The sequence below is a fragment of the Halobacillus faecis genome, from assembly GCF_007991335.1.
Taxonomy (GTDB): domain Bacteria; phylum Bacillota; class Bacilli; order Bacillales; family Halobacillaceae; genus Halobacillus; species Halobacillus faecis.
Genome location: NZ_BJYD01000023.1, coordinates 49151 through 68142 on the forward strand (window position 1 = coordinate 49151; position 18992 = coordinate 68142).

Here is an 18992-nt window from a genome sequence, read left to right on the forward strand (position 1 = left end):
AATACAACAAAGGCAAAAAGTATGTTTCCCATAAAACTGTTCAATCTAATAATTATAAACAGTTACATGAAGGAGGAACTATGTTGAAAAAAATATGGAAAGTATTCACCCTGCTATGCCTTGTTACATTCATCGTAGCGGGTTGTCAGGAATCGAAAGATGAGCAAGCAAAAAATATGATGGATGATGACACGTTGAATGGGAATGCCATGGATGGATATAATGAAAAGCCAAAAGATGGGCAAGTCGGTTATGTACGCTTTAACAAAGATCAATTGAATCAAGATACTGAAGAACATCGCGAAATCAAAGTGAACCGTGAAGAAATGGCAGATATGATCTCACGGATGATTCTCCGCTATGATCAATTTGATGACGTAGCCACAGTCGTTACGGATAATGAGGTTCTTGTCGCATACAAAAAAGCAGAGGATACAGACCGGGAATTAGCAGCCGATATGGTTCAGAAGACAGCTTATTCTTTAGTTCCGAGCTTTTACCATGTGTATGTCTCTGACAACCCTGCTTCCTTTGGGGATATTCAGAGTTTAAGTAACTCCACCGTGTATGATCAAGGCTATAATGATACGATCGACAGCATTATTAAGAAAATGAAGAAATCCCCACAAGGGAAAGTCGATGAATCGAATCCGAACCAACCAGATGTTGGTCCCAATATGAATACAGAAGAAGAAACAGGAATGGAGAACTAAGCTCACCCCTATTTTTCCATTCATAACAAAAGCACGCCTGCCTCATGCTATAGATATCAAAACATTGAAGGTGAGTTTATGAAATACATCGGTTCAATGATCTTATGTCTTAGCATGTGCGTACTTTTCTCTGCGGGCTCCATACATGCAGATGAAGAAAGCGATGCACGAATGGCATTATATAAGAAAACTTCAGCTGTCACAGATATTCCCTGGGAGTATCTTGCGGCTATCGATCAATATGAGAGGCAGGTTCATGACGACCCAAAAGAGGGACGTGTGACTGCGATTGAAGTGGATCCAATGTTCTGGGCCGGTTCTGAAGGAAAAATGCCCTCTACATTTTTCCCAGAAGGCTGGGGTTCAGATGGAAATGGTGATCAAAAGGTTCAGTTGGACAATGATGAAGACGTGTTATATTCCATAGGCACATTCATGAAGTCCTACGGTACTACGAGTGACGACATAAAAATTGCGTTGTGGAACTATTACAAACGAGACCTCACTGTCCAAACCATTATGAACACAGCGAGAGTATTCCAGAAATTTCAAACCGTTAATTTAACAAACCGGGACTTTCCACTTCCCCTTCAGGCAAATTACAGCTATAGAAGCACATGGGGAGATGCAAGAGGCTTTGGAGGAAGACGTATCCATGAAGGAACGGATATTTTCGCCAATTACGGCGTTCCCGTTAAATCTACAACCTATGGAGTTGTAGAGATGAAAGGATGGAACAAGTTCGGGGGTTGGCGGATTGGAATCCGGGACATCTATAATATCTACCACTATTACGCTCATTTGCACAGCTTTTCAGAAGATATTAAAGTGGGTGACATTGTACAGCCCGGTGATGTCATTGGTGCTGTAGGGGCTTCAGGATATGGCCCTCCAGGAACATCCGGTAAATTCCCTCCCCACCTTCATTACGGCATGTATCAAGATAATGGAAAAAATGAATGGTCCTTTGACCCCTATCCATTTTTGCGAAAGTGGGAAAGAATGACAAAAAATTAAAAGCGCCGCACTTTATTGTGCGACGCTTTTCTTATTATTTGGATTTTTTAACGGCATTCGTAATACTGGCAGCCAGGCCACCCCATATAACGACCATTCCGATAATCATCATTGTTACTGCACCAGCTGACATATTAGCTTACCTCCTTCTTGACTTCTTCAACGGCCTTTGAATCCCAGCGTTTCAATGTCATCAAGAAGCCGGCTACAATGGCAAATGCTGCTACAAACCAACCCCCGAATAAAATGAAACCATCTGTATATCCTGCATAGTTCCCTGTTTCTGTATCGAATTGTTGAAGAAGGTTCGTCTTGAATAGATCAAACATCATAAATCCAAGGACGATTGGCGTGATTACACCAAGGCAAATCTTCCACCATCCTCCAAGATGGATATCAGAAATACCGTTAGCATGAGCCTGAAAATCATTAAGATTACGTAAGAACCATGCTATGACAAGAACTTCTACAAGTCCAACGAAAGCCACTCCGAACTGGTTAATGAAGTAATCAGCGGCATCTAGGAGATAGAGTCCACCTTGTGTTGCGAAAAGCAGGGAAATGACGGCAGCTAATCCTCCCCCAAGTCCTACAGCAGCTTTCCTTGATATTCCAAATTTTTCACTCAAGGCAGCTACATAAGTTTCAGAAATTGAAATTAACGAGGATAGTCCGGCAAGTACTAATGATGCAAAGAATAAGAAACCAAATAATCCATTCAATGCTGGAAACTCATTAATGATTTGTGGGAACACGACAAACGCAAGTCCCACGCCACCACTTACGACTTCGTTAACTGGAACGCCACTTTGAGAAGCCATGAATCCTAAAGCTCCGAAAACACCGATACCAGCAAGTAATTCGAAACTTGAGTTACCAAAGCCAGCAATGAAAGCATTGTTCGTTAAGTCCGATTTCTTCGGCAGGTAACTGGAGTACGTAATCATAATCGCAAAGGCGATGGATAAACTGAAGAAAATTTGTCCATAAGCGGCTACCCATACAGAACTATCGGTAATAGCACTAAAATCTGGAGCAAAGAATGTCTGAAGACCTTCTGCCGCCCCCGGAAGAGTGATCGCCCTGATGACAATAATCATGAAAAGGACAATCAATGTCGGGATAAAGATTTTATTTGCCGCTTCAATACCCTTTTTGACTCCTTTAAAGAGTACGCCTAGGGTAATCAACCAAACGATAAGAAGCGGAATAAGAACACCAGGTACAAGGCTTCCTGTCTGACCAGGATCTACGGATAATTGCAAATAATCACTAAACAAAAAGCCTTCTGTGTCATCACCCCAAGAAAGGTTGAATGCGAAGATACTGTATGAAATTGCCCAGGCAATAATGACAGCATAATATGTCGAGATAACAAAGGATACAAGGACTGCCCACCAGCCAAGCCATTCTGTTTTACGATTCATTCTGAAGAATGAAAGTGGTGCTGATCCTCTAAATTTGTGACCGATAGTGAATTCCATGACAAGTAGCGGAATACCTGCTGTTAACAAAGCAAATAAATAAGGAATAAAAAATGCCCCACCACCATTTTCATAAGCTACTGCTGGGAAACGCCAAATGTTACCTAAACCGATGGCTGAACCTACAGCAGCCAGTATAAAACCGGCTCGTGTTCCCCATTGTGCACGATTTTCCATGCGAAAGACCTCCCTGAGTTAAACACCTTTAAAGATGTTTTTAAATTTTTATTTTTCTGATTATTCTGCTTTAAATTATAACTAGCAATACACAGCTTGTCAAAATAATTTTAAAATTTTCAGAAATTGGAAGGTGAGCGGAAAGGCCTATAAAAAATGAACCACCTAATATATGTATGGACTTTTAAAAAGCAGGCCCTGCGCAAATACTTTTTTGAATAGGTGGAATGGAAATAAAAAGAGAGCATGGACATTGAACGGTCCATACTCTCTTTTACTACATTTTTTTCCTTTTACTCCGTTGGTTGGCTATGATTAAACTTGTGAATGATAACCGCAATAACGGCAACAATGATTAACGTCAGGAGCAACGGCAGCCAAACACCGCCAGATAGACCTAAGATGACATAACCGATCGAAGCAGCTACTGCAGCAATAAGCGCATAAGGAAGCTGTGTGAGTACGTGGTCGATATGGTTCGATCCTGCCCCTGTCGAGGAGAGAATTGTCGTATCGGATATCGGTGAACAGTGGTCACCAAAGACTGACCCAGCGAGTACCGCTGAAAGCGCCGGTAAAATCAGTGTAGGATCGGATACTGCTGCGATTTCTCCTGCAATTGGAAGCATAATCCCGAATGTTCCCCAAGATGTACCTGTAGATAAAGCCATGAAACCAGACAGCAGGAAAATAATCAAAGGCAGATAAGCAAGGTTGATATCTGCTTGTGTGAACTGCTGGGCTAAATATTCACCGGTTTGAAGCTGGCCTATAATGTCACCGATCATCCAGGCGAAAACCAGGATATAAATCGCTGGTAACATAGCTTTCATCCCTTGACCAAAGACAAGAGGAATTCCTGATTTAGGCTTGGGTTGACTGATATACAGTACAAGGGCAATCACAACAGAAACGACTCCACCTGTGAACAACGAGATGTTTACATTTGTGTTGGCAAAGATGGATAGAAGATCAACATCGCCTTCTGTGTTTCGCATTCCTGTAATGATCATTGTTAAAACAGTTCCGACGACAAGAGCTACAATCGGCCAAATCAGATGAGAGATCTTGCCGTGGTTATGCTCTTTGAATTCATCATTCAAATCACCAGGAACATCCCCTTTTTCAGGGTTGTTCAATTCTCCTGTTTCAAGGGCTCGTTTTTCATGAACTTTCATCGGACCAAGGTCCAACCTCAAATAAATCGTTAGAAATACGAGTAATAACGCTGCAAATACATAAAAGTTTGCCGGAATCATTAACACAAATGCTTCAAAAGCTTGGTATTGTGTGATTTCATTAGCAGCGAGGATACTACCGATTGTTCCGATAATATAAGCTCCCCAGCTGGAAATGGGTGAAATGACAGTAATCGGAGCCGAAGTGGAGTCGATATAATACGCCAATTTCGCCCGGGATACTTTGTATCGATCGGTTACTGGACGCGCTACTTGTCCTACGGCTAGCGCATTGAAGTAGTCATCAATGAAAATGATGATTCCAAGAAGAGCCGGAACAAGTGTTGCTCCTTTTCTAGTACGAATACGTTCGACAGCCCAGCGACCAAAAGCGCGGCTTCCTCCAGAAGCTGTCATGAAGGCAGTGGTGATTCCTAGTAGGAATAAAAATGATAACAAATAAATGTTGCCCATATTTGGTGCGCCTTCACTGACGAAGATGCTTGCGAAAATCGACCAGATTAACGATACTCCTCCGCCAATATCCATTTGTGTGAGCAAGAACGCTCCTACGATGATCCCAATCCCTAAGGATAGGATGACTTTCCTTGTCAGCAGAACAAGGATTAACATTAATACTGCTGGAATTAAAGAATAGATGGTTCCTTCCATAGTGTTTCCCCTCCGAAAATCTTGATGTAACGGGAATGGAAGGCTACTGCGGATGAAAAAATGAGGAATAAAAAAAGACAATGATAGAAAATAACCTACCATTGCCTTTGTAAGTGGCAATTTGATTATCCTCCATTTCGATCAGTAGCGCCCCATGCACCCAAAAGCATGCATGACAGTGTATCTCTTGTTCAGATATACACCAGCGTCTTATAGCTTGACGAACTACAAAACACTTCGGCAAACATCCCCTTCCATCAATCATCGTCGCTTGTCTCGCTCCAATTGATTACTGATGGTGTTTGCACCTCTACCTCACCGATCTGATAAGGTCACGCATATTCAATTCTCAGTAAGTTTAACAATTCCAAGCATTTATTGCAAGGGGTCCATTGGATAGGAAAATGATGGATCTCCTTCTCCACCCATTCCACCATAAAAATTAGGTACCTTACCAAGGATGGTGGCTTGATCAATTGGAATATTATTCGTAACGACAGTCGTTTCTGTAGAAAACGGAATAACAATCCGGACATTCACTTCAAAATGAATGGTCAATTCAAACAGAGCCGCATTAATCCCATACTCGGTCATCTTAATATCGACTTCCGATTGAACGTCTCCAATTACTCTAAGTTGAACAGGAACTTTTGGCCCAAGGTTCGCAAGTAAACTGTTGTTCGTCGCTACCCCGATAGGAAGTTCAATTAGAGTGGCCGGCTGTTCTCCTAGTTCTTCCTGTGTACGATCGGGATCAATATTCGGCTCTAAAGACGTATCTTCCATAGGAAGCTCGCCAAGCTCCATCCTTTTTAAGAAGTTTTGAACTCTTATGGTCGTATCACGAAGTGCCCGGTTAACAACAACAGAGTTCCACCCCATATAAACGATGTTTCCTTGGTTATCTTTTTCCATATTCACAAGGTCATTAAATTGCAGATCTTCTGCGATCGTTTTACTGACGGCTTCATTAATGGCATCCCTAGCCAACTGTTGAGCTTTCGTTTCAGCAATTTCAACGAGCGCCGGAGTTACACCTCGGTTGATGAACCAAAGGCTTAACGCTGTGAAAAGGGCGAAAAACAGTAGACTAAGCACAATCCTTTTTCCGATCGTGGAACCAGTAGTCGCACTCTTTTTTGGCATAGAACAACCCTCCTCATCTATCTATATGAAAGAAAAGAAGGGTTTAAGCATTAACTTGCCGATGTCAGATGACAATTCGAAATCATGATATTCAATTCTTTAGACAAGTCGATGTCTCGCCCGGTTGTACCGTCTCCTTTTATTTCCCTTACTATAGGACGATCACACAAATTTGGGTTCTGTTTAACGACGATTGCTTCACGGCCATCGTCCAGTTGAACAGATAAGCCGTTCGGATAAACGGCAATACAACGCCTAAAAGCTTCTACCAGGCTTTGATCAAATAAAGAACCTGATCCAGAATACAGGATTTCTAAGCCTCCATGAGGCAGCATAGCGTCTCGATATACACGATTACTTGTCACAGCATCAAATACATCAGCAATAGCAAGAATCTTTCCAAATAGATGGATATCCTCACTCTTAATTCCTCGCGGATACCCTGATCCATCAAGCCTCTCGTGATGTTGATAAGCGCAATGAGCCGCTAAAAGAGGAATGTTGGATGACTGACGCAGAATTTCAAATCCGGATTCGGTATGGGTTTGAATACATTTAAATTCTTCTTCTGTTAATTTCCCTGGTTTCAAAAGGACCTCTCGTGGTACGTTCACTTTCCCTACGTCATGAAGGATAGCCCCGAGTCCAAGTGCCTCCATTTTCGAAGATGGGAGGTTCAGTTCTTTCCCTAAAGCAAGAGCGTACATCGTAACGTTTAAAGAGTGGGTAAAGATATAATCATCATGAGTAAAAACATCCGACAACAGAGACATGACTTCTCCATGATTTTGTAATTCTTTAATGAGAGAACTTACAATCCCATGCATTTCTTGGCCTGTTTCCTCTAAAACATAGCGGTGGTTAGATAAAACAGACTGGTGAATGGTCGAAAAAGACTGCTTAATAAAATGAATCGCATGCATTCGTGTCTTTTCAGAAAGAGGAGAGTTTGCGATGATATCTGAGGTTCGTCCATCTTCAACATACACATAAGTAATATCAAAACTTTTTAACCTTTCAATGATCCGTGGGGTAAAAGCGATCCCATTTTGGAGAAGCGCTCGACCACTTTCATTATAAATGGTTTTAGCTAATACAGCCCCTGGTACTAAAGAGCTAGTTGCAACAACTCTCATAATAAGCTCCTAACGATTAAGAGAGCTACCTATGAGGGTAGCTCTAGATGCTATGACTTTAACGCTTCGGATAAAAGATCTCGCAATAATTCCGGCATAAAATATTTCTTAGACTTAGCATAAGCGATTTCAGGAAAGAATCGGCCAAACGTAAATGTATCAGCGGTAGCAAATTGATAGATCCTCTCATAATCAATGGGTTCACCATCAAAGGTGACATGCTGCACATGTTCACATCCATCTTCATCCGTTCCCACTTCTATATCAATACCTGCAAAAACCATCTTACCGATCACTTCGCCTCTGAAGCCAAAACCTTTTAATCTGATTTCCGTTAATTCTTTAGTATGAGCCGCCCTTATCACTTCCATCAGCTCATCCCCTCTCAGTTGTACCAGACAGGGGTTCATCGGGTGCGGACATATGCGATGGATATCCTCATAAGTAATTTCACCAGCGGATAAATGGTCGAGGAGCACACCTGCATTTAGCATCGCTATATCCGCCGATGTCCATAAGCGTAATTGTTCAGTCAAGCGGTTCATAAGCGGAGTGTCTTGAAACCATGCAATGTGCAGAGGTTCCCTGAGATAAGTCACGGGAGTGCCTAGTTCATGAACGGCTTTAGAACGTATCTCTTTCACTTTTTTTGTTACTCCATCATCTTTCTTCAGTTGTTCCGTTGGTACCGCATAGGCCTCTTTCTTTTCCAGATGGCGAGTATCAATGTTCCATTCCACAGCAACTTCCCCGAGATGCGTCCCGTGTTTACCTGCTGCAGTCAATAAGGCCCCGTCAATATATTCCCCATTCTTGAAAAGATGGTGCGTGTGTCCCCCGATAATAATATCAATGTCTGAATAACGTCTTGCAATTTCTTCGTCTTCATTTATACCAAGGTGTGAAAGTAAGATGATGATATCGGTTTGATTTCTCATCTCTTCAATGATCCCATCCAATACATCAAATGGGGAAAGCACATCCCACCCAAGCTGCTGGTAGAACGCTTGAAATGGTGCAGTCAGACCTAATACGCCGATTTTGGTGCCATATTTAGACTCAAGAATGTGGTAGGGCTTTAACCAAGCAGGTGAAGAGGAGCTCTTACAATCCAAATTGGCACAAACGACACGAAATGTCGCCTGATCGTATAAGGAATGAAGATCTTCACTCGCTAAAGTAATGCCTTCATTATTCCCGATCGTTGCCACATCATACCCGGCGTCATTCAATAGTTCAACATTGCCTTTTCCCATCAAGCCTTCCGCAATCGGATGGAAACGATCGACATGGTCTCCATTATCAAAGAGCCAGTACTCTTCGCCTTTTTTGTCGTGTTTCTTTTTCTGCTCATTAAAATAACCGACAATTTGTGGCCAATTTTCAAAGTGACTGTGCAGATCGCTTGTATAGTAAAAGTATAATTTTTCCTTCATCATCAGTCTCCTCACCCTAAACCTTGCCATATTAAACGTATCCCAATCAATATGAGCAGCCCTCTCAGGAATCTTTCTACTACTTGTCCATCAAGCCGGCGGTTGACCCATGCCCCGAGCGTTCCTCCTACATAAGCTCCTGGAATAAACCAGAGTGTGTGACTCCAGTCCACATGTCCCAAAAGAACATGCGTCGCAGAGCTTGTTATGCTGGCAAAGAAAATCATAAACATAGAAGTCGCTGTCGCGATATGAGGGGGGATGTTCAATAGTAAAATCATAGCTGGAACCATCAAAGAACCTCCACCTATGCCTAATAAACCAGATAACATTCCTACGCAAAACGATAAAATAAAACCAACCCAAAAAGGCATCCGATACTTATAAACTTTCCCGTCCACTGCTTTCTCTCTTAACTTCCCTGTTTTGAATAAGGAATCACCTGGTGGTCTTCTTGGAATGAAGAATAGCAAAGAAACTGCAATCATAACAATTCCGAAGAATAGAGAGAAACCATCCGTTTCAAAGAATTGATTCAGCCAGGAACCTAGAATACCTCCTGGAATGCTGCCATACAAAAAAATTAATCCAATACCTCTATCCACACGGTTATGCTTCATGTACGAGATGGCTGAAGACATCCCTGTAAAAATCATCACAACCAAAGAAATCCCTACGATTGCCTGTGGGTTAACCCAATCGAAGGAAGCAAAATGATCACCTAAGAACAGGAGAACAGGAACTAAAATAACGCCTCCCCCAAGGCCTGCCACACTGCCGACCACCGCTGTAATTAAACCGATTACAAACATAATCAAAAACATATCGAATCTTCCTTAACTCTTAATAGATAATATTATAGTATCATGTTTTGTATTCATAAAACATCTTGCTTCCATTGGAGTATCAAATACGCCCAAAAAACAAGCTCTTTTGCATCGAAAGGGGTGGTTGGGAAGCTGGGAGACTCCCGTGGGAGAAGCTCGCCCCTCCCGCACCGGAAAGCGAGTAGCTTCCCAGCCACCCCTGACTCCCAACAAGGCAACGAACCCCGGAAACATCTCAAAACTGAGTCTTCCTCAACCTTGCCATATACCTTAATAACCACTAATCAGCATAGAATAACCAGTCCACGATGAAAAAGCCGTGCAGATGAGATCTGCACGGCTTTATATCTTTTATTAACCGATGGAACCTTCCATCTCGAATTTGATCAGGCGGTTCATTTCTACGGCATACTCCATTGGGAGCTCTTTAGTGAACGGCTCAATGAAGCCCATGACGATCATTTCTGTAGCTTCTTCTTCAGAAAGACCACGGCTCATCAAGTAGAACAACTGCTCTTCAGACACTTTAGAAACTTTCGCTTCGTGTTCAAGAGAGATGTTCTCGTTCATGATTTCATTGTAAGGAATCGTATCTGATGTAGACTCGTTATCCATGATGAGCGTATCGCACTCAACGTTGGAACGAGCACCTTCAGCTTTACGACCGAATTGAACAATTCCGCGATACGTTACTTTACCACCATGTTTAGAGATGGATTTAGAAACGATCGTAGAAGAAGTATTCGGTGCCAAGTGGTGCATTTTAGCACCAGCATCCTGGTGCTGTCCTTTACCAGCTAGAGCGATGGAAAGCGTCATGCCACGCGCTCCTTCACCTTTAAGAAGCACAGCTGGATACTTCATCGTCAATTTGGAACCAAGGTTTCCATCGACCCATTCCATCGTAGCGTTTGACTCTGCAACCGCGCGTTTTGTTACAAGGTTGTATACGTTGTTCGCCCAGTTTTGGATCGTTGTATAACGGCAATAAGCGTTATCTTTAACAAAGATTTCTACAACGGCACTATGCAGAGAGCTTGAAGAATACGTTGGTGCTGTACAACCTTCTACGTAGTGAACAGAAGACCCTTCGTCAGCAATGATCAACGTACGCTCAAATTGACCCATATTTTCAGAGTTGATACGGAAGTATGCTTGCAAAGGCGTCTCTACTTTCGTATCTTTCGGTACATAAATGAAGGAACCTCCGGACCAAACCGCAGAGTTCAAGGCTGCGAATTTGTTATCAGACGGTGGAATAACTTTACCGAAGTACTCTTTGAAAAGATCTTCGTTCTCTTTAAGCGCAGAGTCCGTGTCCTTGAAAATAACACCCAAATCTTCAAGGTCTTTTTCCATGTTGTGATAAACGACCTCGGATTCATACTGAGCGGATACACCAGCAAGGTACTTCTGCTCGGCTTCAGGAATTCCAAGACGGTCGAATGTGTTTTTAATTTCTTCAGGTACTTCATCCCATGAACGCTCTGAACGTTCAGATGGCTTCACATAATATGTGATGTCATCAAAATTTAGTTCAGATAGATCGCCGCCCCACTGAGGCATCGGCATTTTATAGAATTGCTCCAAAGACTTCAAACGGAAGTCCAGCATCCATTTCGGTTCTTCCTTATAGTTGGAGATTTGTTCAACGACTTCTTTCGTCAAACCTTTTTGCGTACGGAAAATCGAAACATCTTTTTCGTGGAAACCGTATTGATACTCTCCCACTTCTGGCGCTTTTTTGGCCATGTTATATACCTCCTTTTGGTATAGAAAAGCTTAGTCTTCCTTCTCTACATCTACACCCTTTTCCATTGCTTTCCAAGCTAGCGTCGCACATTTAATACGGGCAGGGAACTTGGAAACTCCCTGTAGGGCTTCAATATCTCCAAGGTCTATGTCGCCTTCGTCGATATCTTTCCCCTGCATGAGGTCAGAAAAGAGCTCAGACATTTTCAGTGCTTCGTCAACTGGCTTTCCTTTGATTGCCTGTGTCATCATGGAGGCTGAGGATAGACTGATGGAACAGCCCTCACCATCGAACTTAGCATCCTTCACAATGCCATCTTCGACCAACAATTGTAGCTGAATGCGATCCCCACATGTAGGATTGTTCATATCTACAGTCATAGGGTTTCCTTCGATGGAACCACGGTTGCGCGGATTTTTATAATGATCCATGATGACTTGACGATAAAGTGTATCCAGGTTATTAAAAGACATCGCCGAAATACTCCTTTGTCGTTTTTAATCCTGCAACAAGTTTGTCAATTTCTTGTTCCGTATTATACAAATAAAAGCTTGCCCTTGCCGTAGCTGAAACTTCCAACCAACGCATCAACGGCTGTGCACAGTGATGCCCTGCACGTACAGCAATTCCCTCAGCGTCCAAAACCGTTGCAAGATCGTGAGGATGGACATCTGATAAGTTGAAAGTGACAAGACCTGCTCGATGTTCAGGACCATAAATGGTCATGCCATCGACCTTGTTCATCTCTTGCATGGCGTAAGAGGCAAGTTTTTCTTCATGTTGTTTGATCTCATCCAAACCGATATCTGTAAGGAAATCGATGGCCGCTCCTAGTCCGACAGCACCAGCAATGATTGGAGTACCACCCTCAAACTTCCAAGGCAACTCCTTCCATGTCGAGTCATAGAGGTTAACGAAATCAATCATCTCTCCACCAAACTCAACGGGCTCCATTTTCTCAAGAAGCGCCTTTTTACCATAAAGAACGCCAATACCTGTCGGACCGCACATTTTATGTCCTGAAAACGCATAGAAATCAGCGTCCAAGTCTTGAACATCAATTTTCATGTGAGGCGCACTTTGAGCACCATCAACAAGCATAACTGCACCATGGTTATGGGCGATTTGAGCAATCTCTTTCACCGGATTGATTGTGCCGAGAACATTGGAGACATGCATGATGGCTACAATTTTCGTTTTGGATGTGACGGTCTTCTTCACGTCATCCAAAAGAATTGTACCATCAGACTGCAATGGAAGATACTTCAGAGTCGCTCCTGTTTCCTTAACAATCTGCTGCCATGGAATAATGTTGCTGTGGTGTTCCATTGGAGTGATGACAACTTCATCACCTTCACTCAAGTTCGCACGGCCATAGCTCGCCGCAACGGTATTGATGGCTGTCGTTGTACCACGTGTGAAAATCACTTCTTGCGTACTGGACGCATTAATGAAGCGTCTTACTTTTTCACGCGCGCCTTCATACTCGTCTGTCGCTTTTGTGCCAAGCGTGTGAACACCTCTATGGACATTAGAGTTGTATCCGCGATAGTATTCATCAAGCTTCTCGATCACCTTGATCGGTTTCTGAGAAGTCGCTGATGAATCCAAATACACGAGCGGATGTCCATTTACTTCCTGGTGTAGAATAGGAAATTCGTCGCGTACCGCTTTTACATCCATTAATATACTTTCCTTTCAATCACTTGTTTCAACTGGCGTTTAACAGCTTCAACAGGCAATTGGTTTACTACTGGAGCAAGGAATCCGTGAATGATTAATCGCTCTGCTTCGAACTTGGAAATTCCACGGCTCATCAAGTAATACAATTGAATCGGGTCAACACGTCCAACCGAAGCGGCGTGTCCCGCTGTTACATCATCTTCATCAATGAGAAGGATTGGGTTCGCGTCACCACGTGCGTCACTGCTCAGCATAAGAACCCGTGATTCCTGTTCGGCATTAGACTTGCTTGCCCCATGTTCAATCTTACCGATTCCGTTGAAAATAGCAGACGCTTTATCCTTCATCACCCCGTGTTGAAGAATGTAACCGTCAGAGCCTTTTCCGAAGTGCGTGATGTTAGCTGTAAAGTTTTGTTTCTGTTTTCCACGTCCAATAGCAACTGTTTTCGCATTGGAGTGTGAGTTGTCACCAATCAAGTGTGTGATGTTCTCAGAAACGGTGTCGCCTTCGTTCATTTGTCCAAGCGCCCATTCAATAACGGAATCACGATAAGCAACTCCACGGCGATTGGCATAAACTGTCGTGCCTGCTTCAAAGTTGTCGACCGCACCGAAGGATACTTTTGCTCCATCTTTAGCGATAACTTCTGTCACAATGTTCGCGGAAGTCTTCTCTTCTTTATTGTGAGAAATATGGTTCTCTACATATGTCACGGAACTATTCTCTTCGGCCACGACTAAAATGTGGTTGATCAAGGAAGCCTTTGGATTTTCCTGCCAGAAAATCGCCTGAATAGGATCTTCTATTTGCACATTCTTTGGAACGTAAAGGAAAATTCCTCCGTTCATAAGAGCTGCGTGAAGAGCAGTCAAACGGTGCTCATCCATGTGAACGGCATCGTTCATGTAATACTTCTCTACCAATTCACTATGCTCTCTAAGTGCTGTGCCGATATCTGTGAAAATGACACCTTGGTCTTTCAATTTTTGATCAATGGTTCCGTAAGCCACAGTATGGTTACGCTGGATGACCAGGTTTTGCTGTTCTTTCTCTTCATCTAAAAAATCTTTGATTTCAACTGGAAGTTCATCAAGAGATTCAATACGATCACCCGTTACATGATGGTCGAACTCTGTGAAGTTCCATTTGGAGATATTCGTTTTATCCGGTTTCGGAAGCGGTAAAGATTCCGATTTCTCCAGGGCGCTAAGACGAAGGTTCTTCATCCATTCAGGCTCATTCTGCCCTTGGGAGAATTGTGAGATGTACTCTTTGTCATATGGTAGTGAGACTTCTACTGTCATGGTTACCCTCCTATCTTAATTACGCGTTAACGGTTTCGTCTTCGATGCCAAGTTCCTGTTTAATCCAGTCATAGCCTTCCGCTTCAAGACGCTGGGAAAGTTCTGGTCCACCAGATTTAACAACACGTCCTTGCATCATAACGTGTACTTTATCAGGAGTAATGTAGTTCAATAGACGCTGGTAGTGAGTAATGATCAAGCAACCGAAAGCATCGTTGCGCATTTCGTTAATTCCTTTAGCAACAACCTTCAATGCATCGATATCAAGCCCTGAATCGATTTCATCCAAAATAGCAATGGCTGGTTGGATCATCATTAATTGTAGGATTTCGTTACGTTTTTTCTCACCGCCGGAGAAACCTTCGTTAAGATAACGCTGTGCCATGTTTTTATCCATATCAAGCGTATCCATTTTCGCATCCATCTCTTTGATGAATTTCATTAGGGAGATTTCATCGCCTTCTTCACGGTGAGCGTTAACAGAAGAACGCAGGAAATCAGAATTTGTTACGCCACTGATTTCGCTAGGATATTGCATCGCAAGGAATAGCCCAGCTTGAGCTCGCTCGTCCACTTCCATTTCAAGAACGTTTTCGCCGTCAAGCAATACTTCACCTTTTGTTACTTCATATTTAGGATGACCCATGATTGCGGAAGCCAGTGTGGATTTACCAGTTCCGTTCGGTCCCATAACAGCGTGGAATTCCCCACCGTTGATTGTTAAATTTACACCTTTAAGGATTTCTTGACCTTCAATTTCTACGTGAAGATCTTTGATTTCTAAAGTTGATCCTGCCATAAATGAATACCTCCAGTATCTATTATTATCGAATGTCCAAGTTAGTTGGAAACAAAGAACTATTCTCAATTTATTCTCATTACAATCTTATATCATTTAGTGCTTGTTATCAACTTTTTCCCTTTACCTGAAACCAGAAGGGCTGGACATGCAAAGAACATATTTCTACATATTTCATGTGTATTATAACATGAAAAAATCAGGTGACTAAACACACCTGATTTTTTCGTTTAATGTAAGGATTTATTTATGCAATTGACGGTCGACCTGGGCAATCATTTTCTGACTCTCTTCGAATTCACGTTGGCGTTTTTCTTCTACTTTCAAGCGTGTATCCAACTTTCTGCTGTATTCCGCATAACTCATGTTATGGGATTGATGCATGGCCTTCTCCATATCAGCAGTATAATTCATTTTCAGATCGTCACTAATAACGAATCAACCCTTTCAGATTATTTACATAATTTAAAGTACCATAGATCCTATATCCAAATAAAACCCCTTGAAACTTTAAATTCATGCAAAACAAATCTTCAGCTCCAATGTAAGCGTTTACCACAACCGAACGTCTAGAATACATCTGATTTCCTTGAATTTTCTAATAACTTCATTAATTAACTGTTGTTGTCAAATCCATGTATGCATCCTGTACAAGTGTTACGGCCTGACTTAAAGCCGCTCCCCCTCCAAATGCAGCTGCAACACCACAAGCTTCTAGTATTTCCTTTTCTGTTGCGCCCTGATCGACACAGCCTTTCGTGTGATAAATCATACAATACTCATCCTGTGCAACAATACTGATTCCTAATGCCATCAATTGCTTTTCTTTTTTAGATAGTTCTCCAGCTTTAAAACATTCTTGTGTAAATTCATCGAACTTATGAGAAACTTCCGGCATGTGCTCTCTGAAGGCTCCCATTCCTTCTTTATAATCATGTAAATACGTTTGCGTCCACGTCATATTTTGCTCCTGCATATGAAAACCTCCCAATAAAAATAAGTGACTGCGGTTAGTATAAACCGCAGCCACCCATTTTATCCGTTATTCAGCATCACTTGATACCGGCACAACAGCACCGTCATATTCTTCTTTTATGAAGTTCACGATCTCTTCAGAACGAAGAACTTCTACAAGTTTATTCAATGCTTCATTGTCTTTATCATCACTATTAGCAGCAACAACGTTCACATAAGGAGAATCAGATTCCTCCAGGATAATTGAATCCTCACTAGGAGACAGTCCCGCTTCAATGGCATAGTTCGTGTTAATCGCTACAAGCACATCTTCTTCACGTTGGTAAACTTGTGGAAGGTTGGCTGCATCTACTCCTGTATCAAATTCAATGTTTTTAGGGTTTTCTACAACATCCTGCACAGTGGCATCTACTTTTTCAACACTTTCATCCAACTTGATCAGTCCCTCTTTCTCTAAGAGAGAAAGGATTCGACCGTGTGTGGAGACAGAACGACTCATGACCAGCGTTGTACCTTCTTCAACGTCTTCCAGGCTTTCATACTTTTGAGAATAAACTCCGATGGGCTCAATGTGGATCCCCCCGAGGTTTGCAAAGTCGTACCCTTTCTCTTCCTCTTGAATCTCCATATAAGGGATCGTTTGGAAATAGTTTGCGTCAATACGACCTTCATCTAAGTCTTGGTTCGGTAAAATGTAATCCTGATACTCTTCAATAGTTAATGTAATTCCTTCTTCTTCAAGCATAGGTTTTGCTTCTTCAAGAACTTCAGCATGTGGCACACTGGTAGCTCCTACCTTAATCTCTTTTGTTCCACCTTCTTCACCTTCAGATCCTGATGTATTTTCATCCTCACTAGAGGACCCGCAAGCTGCGAGAACAAGGATAAGCAATACGGCAATTAAACTCGTCCAGATTTTTTTCATTTTTCATTCTCTCCCTTTTCTTTATTTTATCTTTTATCCAATTTACGTGAGATGGCATCTCCGATGAATTGGAATATAAACACAATTAATATGATTAAAATGGTACAAATGAATACAACATCAAAGTTACTTCGTTGGAACCCGTAGAAATAGGCAAAATCGCCGAGACCACCAGATCCAATAGCACCGGCTACTGCGGTGTAACCAATCAATGCGATGGCAGTTACGGTAATCCCTGATATCAGAGCTGGCATCGATTCCGGAAGTAATACTTTAAATATAATCGTTGAATACTTAGCTCCCATAGATTTCGCTGCTTCCACGACACCTTTGTCCACTTCTTTCAAAGCAATTTCCACTAATCGGGCATAAAATGGTGCTCCGCCTATAATCAGTGCAGGTAATGCTGCTTGCGGTCCTCGAATGGTCCCTAACAGAAAATCGGTAAACGGGAACAATAGTAATATAAGAATGATAAAGGGAATCGCTCTAAATATGTTAACGACGGAAGCTGTGATCCAATTCAACGTTTTGTTTGCCCAAAGACCCCCGGGTCCTGTCAAATAAAGGAGCAGACCCAAAAGTAAACCCAAAACGAATGTCCCAGCGACAGAAACCAGCGTCATATACAGGGTTTCGTTTGTAGCTGTAATCATGTCTTCCATTCTTACGTTCGGGAACCATTGATTAAACATGTGGATTCACCTCCACTTCTACAGATGTTGACTCAATATATTCAATGGCCCGTTGAACTTCAGTTTGATCTCCGTCAAACTGAACAAACATTGTCCCATACGCACCCTTTTGTGTTTGGGTGATCTTTCCATGAAGAATATTGACGTCTACTTCAAACTTCCTTGATAGATCACTGATTAATGCCTGGTTTGTACTTTCTCCGACAAAATGAAGACGTATGATTTCTCCGGACCGATAATTATCTTTGATTAACTGCAGGGACGTCTCTTTTTCAGGGTCCCCCATCACTTGATCCACAAACTTCTTCGTTACAGGTTTTTTAGGATGAAGAAAGACGTCCAATACTTCCCCTTGTTCAACAACTTTTCCTTCTTCCATAACCGCCACCTGATGACAAATTTTGCGGATGACGTGCATTTCATGTGTAATCAGAACGATTGTAAGGCCAAGCTTTTCGTTAATATCCACAAGAAGATCCAGGATGGAATCTGTGGTTTCAGGGTCCAGGGCCGATGTGGCCTCATCACATAAAAGAACTTTCGGGTTGTTTGCAAGCGCTCTGGCTATCCCTACTCTCTGCTTTTGCCCACCACTCAATTGGGATGGATACGAACCTCCCCGGCCTTTTAACCCGACCAAATCAATCAATTCATCGACACGTTTTTGCCTTTCTGCTTTTGGGACCCCTGCAATTTCCAAAGGAAAAGCGATATTATCATGAACGGTTCGTGACCAGAGCAAATTGAAATGCTGGAAGATCATCCCGATTTCTTGTCTGGCCAATCTTAATTTTCCTTTGCTTAATGAAGTAAGTTCCTGATCATTTACTAGAATGCTGCCTTCTGTTGGGTCTTCCAAGCGATTCAGCAACCGAATGAATGTACTTTTACCTGCACCGCTGTAGCCGATGACTCCATAAATTTCTCCTTTATTGATATTTAGACTTAAATCATCCACTGCGCGTACATCCTGATCTTTCGTGTGGAATATCTTAGATAGTCCTTTAATTGTAATCATGTTGTTTTCCCTCCACTTCAAAAAAACGCCACTCTGTCTCGAGAACAGAAT

The 18992-nt window shown here is 42.2% G+C and carries 19 protein-coding genes and 1 riboswitch; of the genes, 2 read left to right on the forward strand and 17 right to left on the reverse strand.

Annotated features, from left to right (window positions below):
- The first annotated feature begins 80 nt into the window (after positions 1 to 80).
- Together HFA01_RS12445 and HFA01_RS12450 are read left to right on the forward strand one after the other, a co-directional pair.
- Entirely contained in the window at positions 81 to 713 is a 633-nt protein-coding gene (locus tag HFA01_RS12445) for a YhcN/YlaJ family sporulation lipoprotein (protein ID WP_146816680.1), read from the forward strand.
- Positions 714 to 791: 78 nt separating this feature from the next.
- Positions 792 to 1730 carry a M23 family metallopeptidase gene (locus HFA01_RS12450; RefSeq protein ID WP_146816682.1) on the forward strand — a complete coding sequence of 313 codons (939 nt, stop codon included), beginning with the start codon at positions 792 to 794 and terminating at the stop codon, positions 1728 to 1730.
- A 34-nt stretch (positions 1731 to 1764) separates the two neighbouring features.
- On the opposite strand, the gene HFA01_RS12455 is transcribed toward HFA01_RS12450, so the two are convergent.
- The 17 genes from HFA01_RS12455 to HFA01_RS12530 form a co-directional block, all read right to left on the reverse strand.
- Positions 1765 to 1863, reverse strand: coding sequence for a methionine/alanine import family NSS transporter small subunit (locus tag HFA01_RS12455; protein WP_146816684.1), 99 nt, complete (start codon positions 1861 to 1863; stop codon positions 1765 to 1767).
- A gap of 1 nt (position 1864) precedes the next feature.
- A complete protein-coding gene (locus tag HFA01_RS12460) occupies positions 1865 to 3391 on the reverse strand; it encodes a sodium-dependent transporter (RefSeq protein ID WP_146816686.1) in 1527 nt (508 codons plus the stop codon).
- 293 nt (positions 3392 to 3684) lie between these two features.
- Entirely contained in the window at positions 3685 to 5241 is a 1557-nt protein-coding gene (locus HFA01_RS12465) for a Na+/H+ antiporter NhaC family protein (RefSeq protein ID WP_146816688.1), read from the reverse strand.
- Between the two features lie 137 nt (positions 5242 to 5378).
- Positions 5379 to 5562: riboswitch (Lysine riboswitch) on the reverse strand.
- Between the two features lie 54 nt (positions 5563 to 5616).
- Entirely contained in the window at positions 5617 to 6387 is a 771-nt protein-coding gene (gene yunB, locus HFA01_RS12470) for a sporulation protein YunB (RefSeq protein WP_146816690.1), read from the reverse strand.
- A gap of 50 nt (positions 6388 to 6437) precedes the next feature.
- Entirely contained in the window at positions 6438 to 7523 is a 1086-nt protein-coding gene (locus tag HFA01_RS12475) for an HD-GYP domain-containing protein (RefSeq protein ID WP_146816692.1), read from the reverse strand.
- A 50-nt stretch (positions 7524 to 7573) separates the two neighbouring features.
- Positions 7574 to 8959 (reverse strand): bifunctional metallophosphatase/5'-nucleotidase, encoded by a 1386-nt coding sequence (locus HFA01_RS12480; protein WP_167506231.1) that lies wholly within the window; start codon positions 8957 to 8959, stop codon positions 7574 to 7576.
- An 11-nt stretch (positions 8960 to 8970) separates the two neighbouring features.
- Positions 8971 to 9783 carry a sulfite exporter TauE/SafE family protein gene (locus HFA01_RS12485; protein ID WP_146816696.1) on the reverse strand — a complete coding sequence of 271 codons (813 nt, stop codon included), beginning with the start codon at positions 9781 to 9783 and terminating at the stop codon, positions 8971 to 8973.
- Between the two features lie 357 nt (positions 9784 to 10140).
- Positions 10141 to 11538, reverse strand: a complete 1398-nt coding sequence (gene sufB / locus HFA01_RS12490; protein WP_146816698.1) for a Fe-S cluster assembly protein SufB — start codon at positions 11536 to 11538, stop codon at positions 10141 to 10143.
- Between the two features lie 30 nt (positions 11539 to 11568).
- Positions 11569 to 12012, reverse strand: a complete 444-nt coding sequence (gene sufU, locus HFA01_RS12495; protein ID WP_146816700.1) for a Fe-S cluster assembly sulfur transfer protein SufU — start codon at positions 12010 to 12012, stop codon at positions 11569 to 11571.
- Positions 12002 to 13222, reverse strand: coding sequence for a cysteine desulfurase (locus HFA01_RS12500; protein ID WP_146816702.1), 1221 nt, complete (start codon positions 13220 to 13222; stop codon positions 12002 to 12004). Before HFA01_RS12500 ends, sufU begins: the two co-directional genes overlap by 11 nt.
- Complete coding sequence (gene sufD, locus HFA01_RS12505) at positions 13222 to 14529, reverse strand: Fe-S cluster assembly protein SufD (protein WP_146816704.1); 1308 nt, start codon at positions 14527 to 14529, stop codon at positions 13222 to 13224. The genes HFA01_RS12500 and sufD overlap by 1 nt, the downstream gene beginning before the upstream one ends.
- Positions 14530 to 14548: 19 nt before the next feature.
- A complete protein-coding gene (gene sufC, locus HFA01_RS12510) occupies positions 14549 to 15328 on the reverse strand; it encodes a Fe-S cluster assembly ATPase SufC (RefSeq protein WP_146816706.1) in 780 nt (259 codons plus the stop codon).
- A 243-nt stretch (positions 15329 to 15571) separates the two neighbouring features.
- Positions 15572 to 15742, reverse strand: coding sequence for a YuzK family famiily protein (locus HFA01_RS18925; RefSeq protein WP_167506230.1), 171 nt, complete (start codon positions 15740 to 15742; stop codon positions 15572 to 15574).
- A 196-nt stretch (positions 15743 to 15938) separates the two neighbouring features.
- Positions 15939 to 16304, reverse strand: a complete 366-nt coding sequence (locus HFA01_RS12515) for a carboxymuconolactone decarboxylase family protein (RefSeq protein WP_089654166.1) — start codon at positions 16302 to 16304, stop codon at positions 15939 to 15941.
- Between the two features lie 66 nt (positions 16305 to 16370).
- Positions 16371 to 17228, reverse strand: a complete 858-nt coding sequence (locus HFA01_RS12520) for a MetQ/NlpA family ABC transporter substrate-binding protein (RefSeq protein ID WP_146816708.1) — start codon at positions 17226 to 17228, stop codon at positions 16371 to 16373.
- Positions 17229 to 17254: 26 nt separating this feature from the next.
- Positions 17255 to 17923 (reverse strand): methionine ABC transporter permease, encoded by a 669-nt coding sequence (locus tag HFA01_RS12525; protein WP_146816710.1) that lies wholly within the window; start codon positions 17921 to 17923, stop codon positions 17255 to 17257.
- Entirely contained in the window at positions 17916 to 18941 is a 1026-nt protein-coding gene (locus HFA01_RS12530; protein WP_146816712.1) for a methionine ABC transporter ATP-binding protein, read from the reverse strand. Before HFA01_RS12530 ends, HFA01_RS12525 begins: the two co-directional genes overlap by 8 nt.
- Positions 18942 to 18992 lie beyond the last annotated feature (51 nt).